Raw genomic sequence first — 13468 nt, 5'->3', positions numbered from 1 at the left:
TGCGCGCAGCACCCCTCACCACTCCGCTCTTTCCATTTTGGCCGATACCTCCCATATTCGGGCCATGGCCAGACTCTCTGACAAGAAAACGCCGCCGCCGGCGAATGACGATCGCGCTTCGCCGCCCAAGCGGCGCAGCCCGCTGACCGATTTCCTCGATGCCTCGGAGCCACTGCACGGCTTTGCCGAAGCGCCGCAGGCCGAGTTCACCGGCGCGCCGCTAACCGGCTCGATCGCCGACTGGGCCGAGCAGATCGAGCAGGAAGCCGAGAAGGAAGGGCGCGTTTCCGGCAAAGTCGGCGGCAAATTAGCGAAGCCGGCGAAAAAGATCCCCGAGCGCTCGTCTTCCCCCGGCCGTACGGCACGCGGCACGTCGATGGGCGGCGCGGCTTCGGCGCGGGAGCGCACCGCGGCCGGTCTCAATCCTGTCGCCGGCCTCGATGTCTCACTGGAAGAGGCCGAGACCATGGCTTCGGGCGGCGTCACCGCCACCGTCGCGGCGCTGTCGGCGCTGATCGAATCCGGCAATCCGCTGCACAAGGACGGCGTGCTGTGGACGCCGCACCGCCCTGCCCGACCGGAGAAATCCGAAGGCGGCATCGCCATCAAGATGGTCTCGGATTTCGAGCCGGCCGGCGACCAGCCGACGGCGATCAAGGATCTGGTCGAGGGCGTCAACAGCAACGACCGCACCCAGGTTTTGCTCGGCGTCACCGGCTCCGGCAAGACTTTCACCATGGCCAAGGTGATCGAGGAGACGCAGCGTCCTGCTCTGATCCTGGCCCCCAACAAGACGCTTGCCGCGCAGCTCTATTCCGAGTTCAAGAAATTCTTCCCGGAAAACGCCGTCGAGTATTTTGTCAGCTACTACGACTATTACCAGCCTGAGGCCTATGTGCCCCGGACCGACACCTACATCGAGAAGGAATCCTCGATCAACGAGCAGATCGATCGCATGCGCCACTCGGCGACGCGCTCGCTGCTCGAGCGTGACGACGTCATCATCGTCGCCTCGGTCTCCTGCATCTACGGTATCGGCTCGGTCGAGACCTATACGGCGATGACCTTCCAGATGCAGATCGGCGACCGCCTAGACCAGCGCGCGTTGCTCGCCGACCTCGTCGCCCAGCAATACAAGCGCCAGGACATAAACTTCGTCCGCGGCTCGTTCCGGGTGCGCGGCGACACGATCGAGATCTTCCCGGCCCACTTGGAAGACCGCGCCTGGCGCATCTCGCTGTTCGGCGACGAGATCGAAGCGATCACCGAATTCGATCCGCTGACCGGCCAGAAAACCGGCGAGCTGAAGAGCGTCAAGATCTACGCCAATTCGCACTATGTGACGCCGCGCCCGACCTTGAACCAGGCCATCAAGTCGATCAAGGAAGAACTCAAGCATAGGCTGGTCGAACTCGAACGGGCCGGTCGGTTGCTGGAGGCGCAGCGGCTGGAGCAGCGCACCCGCTTCGACCTGGAGATGCTTGAGGCGACCGGCTCCTGCGCCGGCATCGAGAATTACTCGCGCTATCTGACCGGCCGCCAGCCGGGCGATCCGCCGCCGACCTTGTTCGAATACATCCCCGACAATGCGTTGGTCTTTGTCGACGAAAGCCACGTCACCGTACCGCAGATCGGCGGCATGTATCGCGGCGACTTTCGCCGCAAGGCGACGCTGGCCGAGTACGGGTTCCGCCTGCCGTCCTGCATGGACAACCGGCCGCTGCGCTTCGAGGAGTGGAACGCCATGCGCCCGCTGTCCGTCGCGGTTTCGGCAACGCCCGGCGGCTGGGAGATGGAGCAGTCCGGCGGCGTCTTCGCCGAACAGGTCATCCGCCCGACCGGCCTGATCGACCCGCCGGTCGAAGTGCGCCCGGCCAAGAGCCAGGTCGACGACGTTGTCGGCGAAATCCGCGAGACCACCAAGGCCGGCTACCGCACGCTGGTCACCGTGCTGACCAAACGCATGGCCGAGGATTTGACCGAATATCTGCATGAGCAAGGCATTCGCGTGCGCTACATGCACTCCGACATCGACACGCTGGAGCGTATCGAGATCCTGCGCGACCTGCGCCTCGGCGCCTTCGACGTGCTGGTCGGTATCAACCTGTTGCGCGAAGGCCTCGACATTCCCGAATGCGGCTTCGTCGCCATTCTCGATGCCGACAAGGAAGGTTTTCTGCGCTCCGAGACATCGCTGATCCAGACCATCGGCCGCGCCGCCAGAAACGTCGACGGCAAGGTCATCCTCTATGCCGACCAGATCACCGGCTCAATGGAGCGGGCGATGGCCGAGACCAACCGCCGTCGCGAAAAGCAGATGGAGTGGAACGCGGCCAACGGCATCACCCCGGAATCGGTCAAGTCGCGCATTTCGGACATCCTGGACTCGGTTTACGAGAAGGACCATGTCCGCGCCGACATCTCGCAGTTCACCGACAGCGCCGGCGCGATGATGGGCAACAATCTGAAAGCCCATCTCGACGCGATGGACAAGCAGATGCGCGACGCCGCCGCCAACCTCGATTTCGAGAAGGCGGCCCGCATCCGCGACGAGATCAAGCGGCTGCGCGAGATGGAGCTGTCCATCTCCGACGACCCGCTGGCCAAATATGCCGACATGGAAAGCCCGGTTTCGGGCCGCGAAAAGGGCAAGCACAACAAGGGCGTGGCCAAACATCGTACATCAGAGGAGCGGGAGCGTTTCCGCAGGCTCGACGAAGCACATGCCGCTGAAGAAGCGGCCAAGGCTGCCCGGCCCAACCTCTTCCGCAAGCCGGCGCTGGACGAGATGGGCGCCGACGGTGCCGTGCCGGTGAAGAAGCCGCTATTCGCCAAACCCTCGCTCGACGCCATGGGACCGGGCACCGACATGCCGACGCTGGCCGGCGCGGTGTCGCGCTCGCTGTTCAAGAAGCAGTCTGCATCGGAAGCACACGGCTCCGACTTCGGCATCCCGGGCGAGCCAAACAAGCCGCTGTTCAAGAAGAATTCGCTGGACGAAATGACGGTGCGGCGGACGGAAAAACCGGTCGAAGGAAAAGTGCCGGCCAAGCCACAGCCGATCTCCCCCCTTGTGGGGGAGATGCCCGGCAGGGCAGAGGGGGGCGCGAAGGATCGCGACGATTCCGTCAAGCCAGTCGTTCGTCAGCGCGCCGGCATCGGCTCCTACGAAGATCCAGGCGACGCCCACCGCGAAAAGCGTCGTCCTGGCAAGACTGGCAGACCAGGGAAATAGCAGCGGTTCTACCCATGGCGCTCCTCAAGCGACACATGTAACTTCACGCCACCGCTTGGGTGGCTACAGATGATGACGCGTCGTTTCTTTGGACTTCTCGCCGCCGTTGCCGCAGCCTTCCTGCCGTCACGCGCGACGTCTCAAACAACGAGCGCGCCGCGGCGCTTGCAGGACGACATTCCGGTCGCCGCACAATGGATATCCAGCGCATTGCAAAGTTCGGGCTATCGCGTCGATTTCACGCCACGGAGCATATCGGAGGTAGAACGGTTCTTTCGCGAGCAGACGAAGGATGGAGAACCCATCTCTGGCGGGTTGATTTCACAAGATGTCGGGCCACGCCTGTTTGCGTTGGGATGTTACTGCGGTGAGGTGCTCCGCAAGGAACTCGGTGGGCATTGGCTGACGGATGACAACGATCCCGAAGGGGAAATCAACGCGGCCCTCGAAGTTGCAAGTGGAGTGACCTGCTGGCCCATGCAACGGGTCATGAAGCGGCTGCGCAGCAGCGAGGAGGACTTGGTGGCCTGGGCCGAAGGGATCAGGCGAGGCTGACACCCCGCATTCCACCCCTCCCTTGCCATCCGCCCTGCCTTTGGTGTAATCGCTTCCCCTCACTCAAACTTCTTGAAAGGAGGGCTGCGTGTCTTTCGACCACCATCGTCAGCGTGGCCCGATTTCTGCCCTGCGAGCTTGCTTGCAGGGCTGACCAGGGACGGTCCCGGGTTTTCCCGCTTCGATTTTTTGGTCTGCCCTTCGTGGTGCCGCAACGCCGAGCCTGATGGCCAGCACGCGCACCGTCAAAGTGCATTGAGCCGGACTCCGGCAAGACCAGAGAAATCAAAATGGCCCTGATCAGCCTCAAGTCCCTCGGCGTCACCATGAGTGCGCCGCTCTTCTCCAACCTTGATCTCACCATCGGCGCCGGCGACCGGCTCGGCATCGTCGCCGCCAATGGTCGCGGCAAATCGACTTTGTTGAAGTGCCTGACCGGCGACATGGAGCCGACATCAGGCGACATCACCCGCACGCGCGGCCTGCGCGTCGGCTATGTCGAGCAGGTCATTCCCGCAGCGCTGGCCGGGCGCAGCTTTCATGAGGTGGTGGCCGATGCCTTGCCGTCCGAGCACGCCGAAAGCGAGCTGTGGCGCGTCGATGTGGTCCTCGATTCGCTCGACGTGCCCGAGCCAATGCGCGAGCGGCCGATGCGGGCCTTGAGCGGCGGCTGGCAAAGGCTGGCGCTGATCGCCCGCGTCTGGGTCACCGATCCCGACGTCCTGCTTCTCGACGAGCCGACCAACCATCTCGACCTCGGCAAGATCAGCCAGCTCGAGACCTGGCTGAACGCCCTGCCGCGCGAGGTGCCGGTTGTGATTGCCAGCCACGACCGGGCTTTTCTCGATGCGACGACCAACCGCACCATGTTCCTGCGCCCCGAACAGTCACCGGTGTTCTCGCTGCCCTATTCACGGGCGAGGCTTGCGCTGGACGAGGTCGACGCTTCGACCGAGCGCAAATTCCAGCGCGACATGAAAGTGGCGCAGAAGCTGCGCCGGCAGGCGGCCAAGCTCAACAATATCGGCATCAATTCCGGCAGCGACCTTTTGACGGTCAAGACCAAGCAGCTCAACCAGCGGGCAGAGCGCCTGGAAGAAGCGGCAGCGCCGGCACACCGCGAAAAATCGGCGGGCGCGATCAAGCTCGCCAATCGCGGCAGCCATGCCAAGGTGCTGATCACGCTGGATGATCTGGTGGTCGGAACACCTGACGGCACGGTTCTGTTCAGCACCGGCAAGCGCCACATCTGCCAAGGCGACCGCATCGTCCTGCTCGGCCGTAACGGCGTCGGCAAATCACGGCTGATCGGCCTGATCCGGAACGCCATCGTCGAGCCGGAAATGGCGGCGCAAAGCCTGAAGGTGACGCCGTCGACGGTGCTCGGCTATAGCGACCAGGCATTGTCGGGCATCAGCGGCGACGACACGCCGCTGGCGATGCTCTCGCACAGATTCGACGTTGGCGAGCAGCGCGCCCGCTCGCTGCTCGCGGGCGCCGGCGTCAGCATCGACATGCAGGAGCGCAGGATTGGCGTGCTGTCGGGCGGACAGAAGGCGCGGCTGATGATGCTGGCGCTCAGGCTCGCCAATCCCAATTTCTATTTACTCGACGAGCCGACTAACCACCTCGACATCGATGGCCAGGAAGCGCTGGAAGCGGAATTGCTGGAACGTCAGGCGAGCTGTCTGCTCGCCTCGCACGACCGCTCCTTCATCCGCGCGGTTGGCAACCGCTTCTGGCTGATCGAGAAACGGCGGCTGACCGAGGTCGACGACCCGGAAGCTTTCTTCCGGGAGGTTGCCGAAACCGGCGGTTGAAAAATTGCGGAAAAAAAATTCCGGCGCTCTGTCGGATGATGATCGCATGCCACGTCCTTGGGTTGCCGACACGGTGATGCCGGCGCCAATCGAGGAGAAAGCATCATGTCTATTCTGTCATCCATAGGTCACGCCGTGACGCGTTACTCGGCGGCTCGCGCCCGTTATCGCAGCGAACGCGCCATCCTTTCATTGCCGATCGAGTTGCGCAAAGATATCGGCTGGCCGGAAATCGTCGTCGACGCGCAAAACAGCCCGCGGATTCGCATCGAAGGTTGAAAGGTGGCAGTTGGCCGTTGCGGCAGGCGCCATTTCGAATCCAAAAAACCATCGGCCGTGTAGGATCGTCGCCATTTCGTTCGTCCTGTGGTTCGCAAAGGCAAACCAGACGCAAAGAGGAGCATGACATGAATGACCAGGCGCAGACCCAGCCCGCCGCCAAAGTGCTTGGCGGATTGACGCCCTACCTTCAGTTGGACGGCGCTTTCAAAGCCGCCGAATTTTACCAAAAGGCCTTCGGTGCCGAGCAGGTCTTTGCCTATCCGCCGGACGAACAGGGCCGTACCATGCATATCCATCTCCACATCAACGGTTCGACGCTGATGCTTTCCGACTTCTATCCCGAGCATGGAATGCCCGCTGTGAAGCCGCAGGGCTACACCATGCAGCTCCATCTCGGCAGCGACGACATCGACGCTTGGTGGAAGCGGGCCATCGAGGCGGGCTGCGAGGAAGTCGTGCCGTTGCAGGTGATGTTCTGGGGCGACCGCTGGGGCAATATGCGTGATCCGTTCGGCGTCGAATGGGCAATGAACGCGCCGGTGAAAGCGGCTTAGGATCCCCACACAGGTATGTACCGGAAATCACCGCTCAAGAGGGCGGAAAACAATCGCATGGAGGAAATCAGATGTCTTATGTCGATGGTTTCGTACTTGCCGTGCCGAAGGCAAAGCTCGATGCCTACAAGAAGCTGGCGGAAACCGCCGGCGCCGTCTGGAAGGAGCACGGGGCGCTTGCCTATGTCGAATGCGTCGGCGACGACGTGCCCTATGGCGAGATCACCTCGTTCCCGCGCGCCGTGCAGGCCAAGGACGACGAGGTCGTCATCTTCTCGTGGGTCGTCTATGAATCGCGGCAGAGCCGCGACACGGTGATGGCCAAGGTGATGGCCGACCCACGCATCAAGTCGGACTGGTCGACGATGCCGTTCGACGGCAAGCGCATGATCTTCGGCGGCTTTCAGCCGTTTATGGAGCTTTGATGCATGTCGCGCAGCGGTTTTGCGATAACGACATGCATAAAAACAAGGATCTAAAGCGCGTCGCATGAGGCCGATCGAGCGCGACGCGCTTTTAAGGCCCAGCGGCGCTCTAAGCCAGCCTGTCGAGCAGCGGCTTCAGCCGGTCGCCATAGCGCTTCCACAGATCGACCGAGCCCTGATACATCGGCTGCCGCACTTGCGCGGCGGACGCCGTGCGCACCGGCCGGTCGGTCCGGTGAAACGACAGCACGGCGTCATCCCATGGCAGGCCGAGATGGGCGATCAGTGCTCGCGACTGGCCTTCCTGGTCGGCGACAAAATCCTCGTAGCGAACGTCGTGCACGACATCAGGCAGCACGGCGTGCCAGTGCGCCATGATGTCGGTGTAGAGATTGTGGAAATCGGCGAGTTCGCCGAGATCGTAGCCGTAGCGGTGGCTGTCGCCGCGGAAGTGCACCTTGTAGATCGACAGGCAGGTCGCTGCCGCATCGCGCGCGCAATGGATGATCTTGGCCTGCGGCAGCATCATGTGGATGAAACCGACCAACAGGAAATTGCCGGGCATCTTATCGGTGACGTGCCGGAACCCGGGATAGCGGGCGTGCAGCATATCGAGATAGGCCTGGCCCGCCTCGGCATAGGCCTTATCGGACATGTCGGCGATGCCCCAGGGAAAGCCGCCCTTCATGCTGAGCGGAAACTGCTTGCCGACCGCCGTCTTCAATATGCTGAGCTCGCCAGCGCCATAGACTTGCGGGTGGCTGGCGATGATCTGCTCGACCAGCGTGGTACCGGAACGAGGCATGCCGACAATGAAGATCGGCGTGTCGTCGGTAATCCCGCTCGGCCTGTGCTTTTCAAAAAAGGCCTTGTCGAACACCGCCTTCATCGCCTCGAACTCGCCGCGCGTCTTGTCGGCGTCGTAGTCGATGCCCTGGCGGCGGATCGCGTTGCCTTCGGCGAAATAGTCGAAGGCGCGACCATAATCCCTGAGGTCGTCATTGGCCTTGCCGAGGCCGAAGGAAAGCTGCATGCGCGGCAGGCTGCCTTGCGGCGCCCTGGCGTGCTCCGCCTCCATCCGGGCAAGCTCGGCGTCGCGCTCCTTCTGGCGCTTGACCTGGGTGAGCATTAGCCAGGCCCTTGCCATGCCGGGATCCACCGCCAGCGCCTGCCTGAAAAGATCCGCAGCCTCGTCGAGACTGCCCTTTTCCATCAGCCCGACACCCAGGCCATGCAAAAGATCGGCATCCTTCGGCCGGATCGTCAGCGCCTCGCGAAAAACAGCTAATGCCTCATCCAGCCGGCCCGCTTCCTGCAGCGTCTCGGCAAGCCCGACACGGGCGCGGACATGGAACGGGTTGCGGCCGATCGTACCGCGATAAATATCCTCGGCGCCTTCGAATTGGCCGAGCTGCTTCAGCGACGAGCCGAGATTGTCGCGCGCCGCCAGTTGGTCCGGCCTGGTTGCCACCACCTTGCGGAAGAGATCGGCTGCGGCCGCGACCCGGCCGAGGTCGCGCAGCACGGTGCCGAGATTGTTGAGGAAATCCGGATTGTTCGGCTGCAGCCGAACCGACTGTTCGATCAGCGCCAGCCCCTCGGCGCTGCGCCCGGTCTGGTGCAGCAGAAGCCCGAGGAAATGCGCGGCGGCCGAGTGGTTAGCCTTTTGCGCCAGCACCTGACGGTAAAGCGCCTCGGCCTCCTGCCGGCGCCCCGCCTGGTGCAGCTGCAGCGCCTGCTGCACGTACTGGTCAAGCCCCAGGGGCGGCTGCCCGCCTGAGCCGTAACGTGCGCCTGCCGGTTGTCTCGGATTTCTGTTGATGGGAAACCTGCCGTGTTGTCCGCCTGCCGCGATCTAGGCCATCGCTGCGGCGCGTGCAAGAGCAGACGACGGGCACTATGGAGCAAACCCCAAACTAGCGGAAGTCGGCCGGCGTCAGCACATACATGTTCCTGCGGCCATGCGAGTAGGCTTCGCGCGCAATATCGTGGATCGACGAACGCTTGGCGTCGAAGGCGCTGAGAAATTCGGCTTCGGCTCCGCTTGCGGCCGGGTTTGCCGCCGAAAGTGCCGCAACCTCGACGAAGAACGGGACTTCGAACATGCCGTCATGGCCGACGAAACGAATACGCTTGGCCGCCGCGTCGTAGGAACGGCTGGGATTGGGAAAATTGAGTGTCATGGCTGCGCGTCAAATCAGGCGGTTGCTTTCGGCAAGCTGGCGCGCCCGCCGCACCGTGCCATCGGTGTCGGCAAGCCTTCGCCTTGCCGCCTCGTCGCTTCTTATCGTGAGGCGCGGCGACATAACCTTTATCGGCTTTGCGACGGGATTGACTGCAACTGTCGGGACATCCGGTGTTCTTGCGGAATTCATGACTCTCTTCCTTTCATACCTAAATAAATACAAATGCCGGAGGAATTTTTCCGGAAGTTCTTCAAACAATTTTTGAGGTGCACCGGGATCGTATCATCGTTCTGCAAATAACTATAGAAAAGTAATTTTGCGTTGGTAGGGGTAAGAGGCCGGAATCTTCTTGAATAAGCCGCATTTTCGGACTAATGGTATGAAACCGTTTTTGGGTCATGCTTGGGCCCTCGCGGCGTCAGGGTTCTCGGCCCGCCAAACTGATCCAAATCGCCGACACCTGGTACCGCAATGCAGGCTCCGCTTTCGGAGCCAGGCCGGAAAGAAACTTCAAGGCACGAGAATGTCTGCCCGCACCACTCATTCCATCGCGCATTTCGCGGCACCTTTCGTGCTTGGCGGCCTGGATGGCATGCAGCCGGCCGGCGACTATGACATCGACCACGACGAGGAACTGATCGACGGCATGTCGTGGCTTGCCTGGCGCCGCGTCGCCACCTTCATCCATCTGCCGGCAAGGACGGTGAAAAGCCCAACCGGCCGGCTTGTCGCCGTCGACCACGCCGAACTCGAAGCAGCGCTTCGGCACGACCAGGAGAATGCCACATGATCCGCTTCCAGCAGAGTGCGCGGCGCACGGACACGCCCTCGCATATCTTCACCGTCGGCCAGACTGTTCGCATGAAGAGCCGCACCGGCCTTGCCCAAAAGACCGCGGAGCTGTTCCAGATAAAGAGCCGGCTGCCGGTCAAGGACGGCTCGCCGCAATATCGCATTCGCAGCGATCAGGAGACCTATGAGCGGGTCACCACGGAAGACAATCTCGAACCGGTCGACAACCCGGCCAACTGAGCCGAAAGCAATCCGCAACACGTATAAGGGATCAGAAAATGGCCAAGGGTCAACAGCGCAGCAATCGCGAGACACGCAAGCCCAAGAAGGACAAGGTGGCGGCAAAACCGGCCTCGCCCTTCGGCTCGGCGGTCAAGCAGGCGGAGACCGCTGTGAAACCCAAGTCCAAAGGCTAGGGTTCGATCGCACGACAATCTGCCTGGAGGCGTGCTTGAACTTCGTCATCGAGTTCTACCGCTCGCGCGATGCCGACGAAGCGACACTCGATCGAGTGTCGCTGGAGGCACCGAACCTGCGCGCCGCCCTGCAAGGCGCCGCCACGCTGCTTCACACGCTGATGATGCCGCAGATCCCCGATCGCCTGCGCATCTCCAACGAGGACGGCGCCGAGCTCTACGTCGGCCCCGCCGATGGTGCCTATCCGGACGAACAGTGAGGCCGGTGCGCTAGCACGGCCCATCATCGACGACCCGATAATCCGCCGCGCGGGCCTCGCATTCATTGGGGAACGTGCGCAGTTCGCCATGGCGACGGGCACAGACCGGGCGGTATTCGCGGGTACAGAATGTCTGCTCCCCGCCGCCGCCACCGCCACGGCACTCGCCTTCACGGATGATGCGGTATCCGGCCCGTTCGGCAAGGCAGGCATTGGCGAAGGTCTGGCGGTCGCCGCCGCGCCTGGCGCAGACCGGGTCATATTGCCTGGTGCAGAATTGCGGCCCCGGCCGTGGCGGGCGCGGCCCTGGCCCCTCATCGACCACGACGGTGCAGGCAGCAAGAATTGCCGACAGGAACAAGATGGAAAAACCCTGCCGCGAAAAGATTGCCGCAAGAAGCCGCATAAATATTCCCTCCCTCGAAACTCCCGCCCCCGCGTAATCGCGCCTGCATCGGGCCGATCTTCGTCAATCTCGCCATTCTGCTGCGAAATGCAACCCCGTTTGCAGCCTGGCGCATGCAAACCAAGGCGGTATGCCGGCGCAAGTCCAAAACAGCACCGGCCCAGCTTGCTGGACCATGCCTGGGTTGCGTCTGGCCGATGACCGCGCGGAGAACCAGTTCTATCGGTGCGATGCCTCGGGATGCGCCTGTTGGGCCGCCCGCGGCTCTATCTTGCAAGCATCACGTTTCCGTGCGATAAATTTTGTGTTCGGGCATTTGCGACCCGGAGAGCGGAACGTTTTGGACGACCTTTCCCCGATACTGTGAATCTCTGACAGCCCCGTTTTCGGCGGGGGGTTTTACCATGCGCCAATGCATGACTGCCGAAGCAACCACCGGGACTTGCCCACGGCGCCAGGCGGCGGGCGGAACCACCAAGACTGACACGGGTGAAGGAGTTTCCCCAATGGCCCAGACCGGCACCGTTAAATTCTTCAACGCTACCAAAGGCTTCGGCTTCATTACGCCCGATGGCGGCGCCAAGGATGTATTCGTCCACATCTCGGCGATAGAGGCTTCCGGGCTGCGCACGCTCGTCGACGGTCAGAAGGTCACCTTCGATGTCGAGCCCGACCGTATGGGTAAGGGTCCGAAAGCGGTCAATCTCCGCGCCGCCTGAACGGCGGCGTGCCGCGCGTCCTTTCGGGTGTGTGAGGATGCTGCAAGGCTTTTGGTGTGAACTCGAATTTTATAAAGGCGCGGCGGTTTTCGTCGCGCCTTTTGTGTTCCGGGATGCTTGCCGGCACCCGCAAAACTTTCTCTTGCCGATGGCACTAAAATAAAGGACAAATTTCCGTCCGGGCATTTGCCGGCCCGAGACTGGACTTGTGGGATCAAAGGAGCTTCCCATGCCGCAGACCGGCACCGTCAAATTCTTCAATCACGCCAAGGGCTTCGGCTTCATCACGCCGGACGACGGGGCAAAGGATGTCTTCGTCCATATTTCGGCCGTGCAGGCGTCGGGTCTTCCCGGTCTTGAGGATGGGCAGAAAGTGACATTCGACACCGAGCCGGACAAGCGCGGCAAGGGTCCGAAAGCCGTCAACCTGTCGATCGGCTGAACCAGCCCCGGACAGAATGGACGTGGGCCGGTCTGGCCTGCGGTGTTTGCCGCATGTTTGAACCCCAGTTAAATGAACCGCTTGGTCAAATTTCGTTCAGCCCCCGTTCAGCCACGGTCGGATATTAATCTTCGTTAAAGCCGGACCGCATCCCCCCGAAAACGACCCGGGCCGGCACGAAGGAGACCGACATGAACGGAATTTTCAAGACTGCCATCCTGTCCGCCGCGGTCGTTGCGACCACGCTTGCGACCTTGCCTGCGGCCAGTGCCGATGAATGGCGCCATCACCGCCGCCACCACGGCCACGGCGACGCCGTTGCGGCCGGCGTCCTTGGTCTTGCGGCCGGTGCCTTGATCGGCGGTGCCCTCGCCAGCCCGCAGCCCCGCTATTACGACCCGGCCTATGATGATGAATACTACCGGCCTGCCCCGGTGCGCCGCTATTACGTGCAGCCGCGAGTAGCCTATGCCGAAAGCTATGCGGAGCCGTGGACCCGCGGCTGGTACGAATACTGCTCGGACCGCTACCAGAGCTTCAACGCGCGTACCGGCACGTTCACTGGCTATGACGGCGAACAGCATTTTTGCACCGCCAATTAAGACAGTTTTCCTGTCCTGAACAAAAGCGCTGCCCGGTGGGTGGCGCTTTTTGTTTTTCGCGGTTTCAGACCAGGCCGGCTTTAGACCAAATAAGGATTGCTCCGCCGCTCCTCACCAAAACGGCCGCCGGGACCATGGCCACAGATGAAGCCGATGTCGTCGCCCAACGGCAACAGCTTCTCCTTGATCGAGGCGATCAGCGCGGCGTGGTCGCCGCCCGGCAGGTCGGTGCGGCCGACCGAACCGCGGAACAGCACGTCGCCGACATGGGCGAACTTCGCCGCCCGGTTATAGTAGACGATGTGGCCGGGTGCGTGGCCCGGACAATGGAATACCTCAAACACCTGTGAGCCAAACGAAACGGTCTCGCCCTCGGCGAGGAACCGGTCGGGGACACAGTTGCGCACGGGATCGGTGATGCCGTAGCGCTTTGCCTGGTTCTGGAGATTGGCGAGCAGCGGACGGTCGGCGGCATGCGGGCCGATGATCTCGATATCGAGCGCCTCTTTCAGTTCCATGGCCCCGCCGGCATGGTCGATATGGCCATGCGTGATCCAGATCGCGCCGGCAGTGATCGCATTGTCCTTGAGCGCCGCCAGCACCTTGTCGATGTCGCCGCCCGGATCGACGACGACGCCCTGTCTGTCGTCCATGTCGAAGAGGATGGTGCAGTTCTGTTGGAACGGCGTGACCGGCACGATGCCGGCGTTGAGCTGACCCATATTTGTCCTTTCACACTGTCGGAGCTCCGCGCGCGCCCTCGAACGCGTCAGG

Annotated in this window: 18 protein-coding genes; 13 read left to right on the top strand and 5 right to left on the bottom strand. The window is 62.4% G+C overall.

Annotated features, from left to right (window positions below; all coding sequences use genetic code 11):
- Positions 1-64 precede the first annotated feature (64 nt).
- From uvrB to NKH63_RS18620, 6 genes are all read left to right on the top strand, one after another.
- Positions 65-3235 (top strand): excinuclease ABC subunit UvrB, encoded by a 3171-nt coding sequence (gene uvrB / locus NKH63_RS18645; RefSeq protein WP_352918381.1) that lies wholly within the window; start codon positions 65-67, stop codon positions 3233-3235.
- Positions 3236-3304: 69 nt separating this feature from the next.
- Positions 3305-3790: a hypothetical protein gene (locus NKH63_RS18640; protein ID WP_023719166.1), complete on the top strand. Its 486-nt coding sequence runs from the start codon at positions 3305-3307 to the stop codon at positions 3788-3790.
- Between the two features lie 290 nt (positions 3791-4080).
- Complete coding sequence (locus NKH63_RS18635; RefSeq protein WP_352483096.1) at positions 4081-5610, top strand: ABC-F family ATP-binding cassette domain-containing protein; 1530 nt, start codon at positions 4081-4083, stop codon at positions 5608-5610.
- A gap of 105 nt (positions 5611-5715) precedes the next feature.
- Complete coding sequence (locus NKH63_RS18630; protein ID WP_023719167.1) at positions 5716-5889, top strand: hypothetical protein; 174 nt, start codon at positions 5716-5718, stop codon at positions 5887-5889.
- Positions 5890-6017: 128 nt separating this feature from the next.
- Positions 6018-6446 carry a VOC family protein gene (locus tag NKH63_RS18625; RefSeq protein ID WP_352483095.1) on the top strand — a complete coding sequence of 143 codons (429 nt, stop codon included), beginning with the start codon at positions 6018-6020 and terminating at the stop codon, positions 6444-6446.
- Positions 6447-6517: 71 nt separating this feature from the next.
- The gene (locus tag NKH63_RS18620; RefSeq protein WP_352483094.1) at positions 6518-6871 is read left to right on the top strand and encodes a DUF1428 domain-containing protein; all 354 of its coding nucleotides are present in this window, start codon (positions 6518-6520) and stop codon (positions 6869-6871) included.
- A 109-nt stretch (positions 6872-6980) separates the two neighbouring features.
- Here the strand turns inward: NKH63_RS18620 and NKH63_RS18615 are convergent, their stop codons facing one another.
- From NKH63_RS18615 to NKH63_RS18605, 3 genes are all read right to left on the bottom strand, one after another.
- On the bottom strand, positions 6981-8615 hold the full coding sequence (locus NKH63_RS18615; RefSeq protein ID WP_352483092.1) for a tetratricopeptide repeat-containing sulfotransferase family protein: 1635 nt from the start codon (positions 8613-8615) through the stop codon (positions 6981-6983).
- 172 nt (positions 8616-8787) lie between these two features.
- Positions 8788-9054 carry a DUF1488 family protein gene (locus tag NKH63_RS18610; protein WP_023719171.1) on the bottom strand — a complete coding sequence of 89 codons (267 nt, stop codon included), beginning with the start codon at positions 9052-9054 and terminating at the stop codon, positions 8788-8790.
- A 9-nt stretch (positions 9055-9063) separates the two neighbouring features.
- Positions 9064-9246: a hypothetical protein gene (locus NKH63_RS18605; RefSeq protein ID WP_023719172.1), complete on the bottom strand. Its 183-nt coding sequence runs from the start codon at positions 9244-9246 to the stop codon at positions 9064-9066.
- Positions 9247-9580: 334 nt separating this feature from the next.
- Between NKH63_RS18605 and NKH63_RS18600 the strand changes: the two genes are divergently transcribed.
- From NKH63_RS18600 to NKH63_RS18585, 4 genes are read left to right on the top strand one after another with little or no spacing between them, the layout of a single operon-like run.
- Positions 9581-9847 (top strand): hypothetical protein, encoded by a 267-nt coding sequence (locus NKH63_RS18600; protein ID WP_023719173.1) that lies wholly within the window; start codon positions 9581-9583, stop codon positions 9845-9847.
- Positions 9844-10089, top strand: coding sequence for a hypothetical protein (locus NKH63_RS18595; protein ID WP_023719174.1), 246 nt, complete (start codon positions 9844-9846; stop codon positions 10087-10089). Before NKH63_RS18600 ends, NKH63_RS18595 begins: the two co-directional genes overlap by 4 nt.
- A 38-nt stretch (positions 10090-10127) precedes the next feature.
- A complete protein-coding gene (locus tag NKH63_RS18590) occupies positions 10128-10265 on the top strand; it encodes a hypothetical protein (RefSeq protein ID WP_023719175.1) in 138 nt (45 codons plus the stop codon).
- A 35-nt stretch (positions 10266-10300) separates the two neighbouring features.
- The gene (locus tag NKH63_RS18585) at positions 10301-10525 is read left to right on the top strand and encodes a hypothetical protein (RefSeq protein WP_254819206.1); all 225 of its coding nucleotides are present in this window, start codon (positions 10301-10303) and stop codon (positions 10523-10525) included.
- Positions 10526-10535: 10 nt separating this feature from the next.
- Here NKH63_RS18585 and NKH63_RS18580 read toward each other — a convergent pair whose 3' ends face one another.
- On the bottom strand, positions 10536-10931 hold the full coding sequence (locus NKH63_RS18580; RefSeq protein ID WP_352483091.1) for a Kazal-type serine protease inhibitor family protein: 396 nt from the start codon (positions 10929-10931) through the stop codon (positions 10536-10538).
- Positions 10932-11437: 506 nt separating this feature from the next.
- On the opposite strand from NKH63_RS18580, the gene NKH63_RS18575 reads away from it, so the two are divergent.
- The 3 genes from NKH63_RS18575 (at position 11438) to NKH63_RS18565 (ending at position 12694) form a co-directional block, all read left to right on the top strand.
- Entirely contained in the window at positions 11438-11650 is a 213-nt protein-coding gene (locus NKH63_RS18575; RefSeq protein ID WP_006202520.1) for a cold-shock protein, read from the top strand.
- Between the two features lie 229 nt (positions 11651-11879).
- Entirely contained in the window at positions 11880-12092 is a 213-nt protein-coding gene (locus NKH63_RS18570; RefSeq protein ID WP_006202521.1) for a cold-shock protein, read from the top strand.
- Between the two features lie 191 nt (positions 12093-12283).
- The gene (locus NKH63_RS18565) at positions 12284-12694 is read left to right on the top strand and encodes a BA14K family protein (protein WP_023719178.1); all 411 of its coding nucleotides are present in this window, start codon (positions 12284-12286) and stop codon (positions 12692-12694) included.
- 80 nt (positions 12695-12774) lie between these two features.
- Here the strand turns inward: NKH63_RS18565 and NKH63_RS18560 are convergent, their stop codons facing one another.
- A complete protein-coding gene (locus tag NKH63_RS18560) occupies positions 12775-13416 on the bottom strand; it encodes an MBL fold metallo-hydrolase (protein ID WP_023719179.1) in 642 nt (213 codons plus the stop codon).
- Positions 13417-13468: the final 52 nt, after the last annotated feature.

Source organism: Mesorhizobium sp. M0960 (genome assembly GCF_040319055.1).
Lineage (GTDB): Bacteria > Pseudomonadota > Alphaproteobacteria > Rhizobiales > Rhizobiaceae > Mesorhizobium.
The sequence above is the reverse complement of the archived record's forward strand: the minus strand, read 5'-3'. Positions and strand labels throughout refer to the sequence as shown.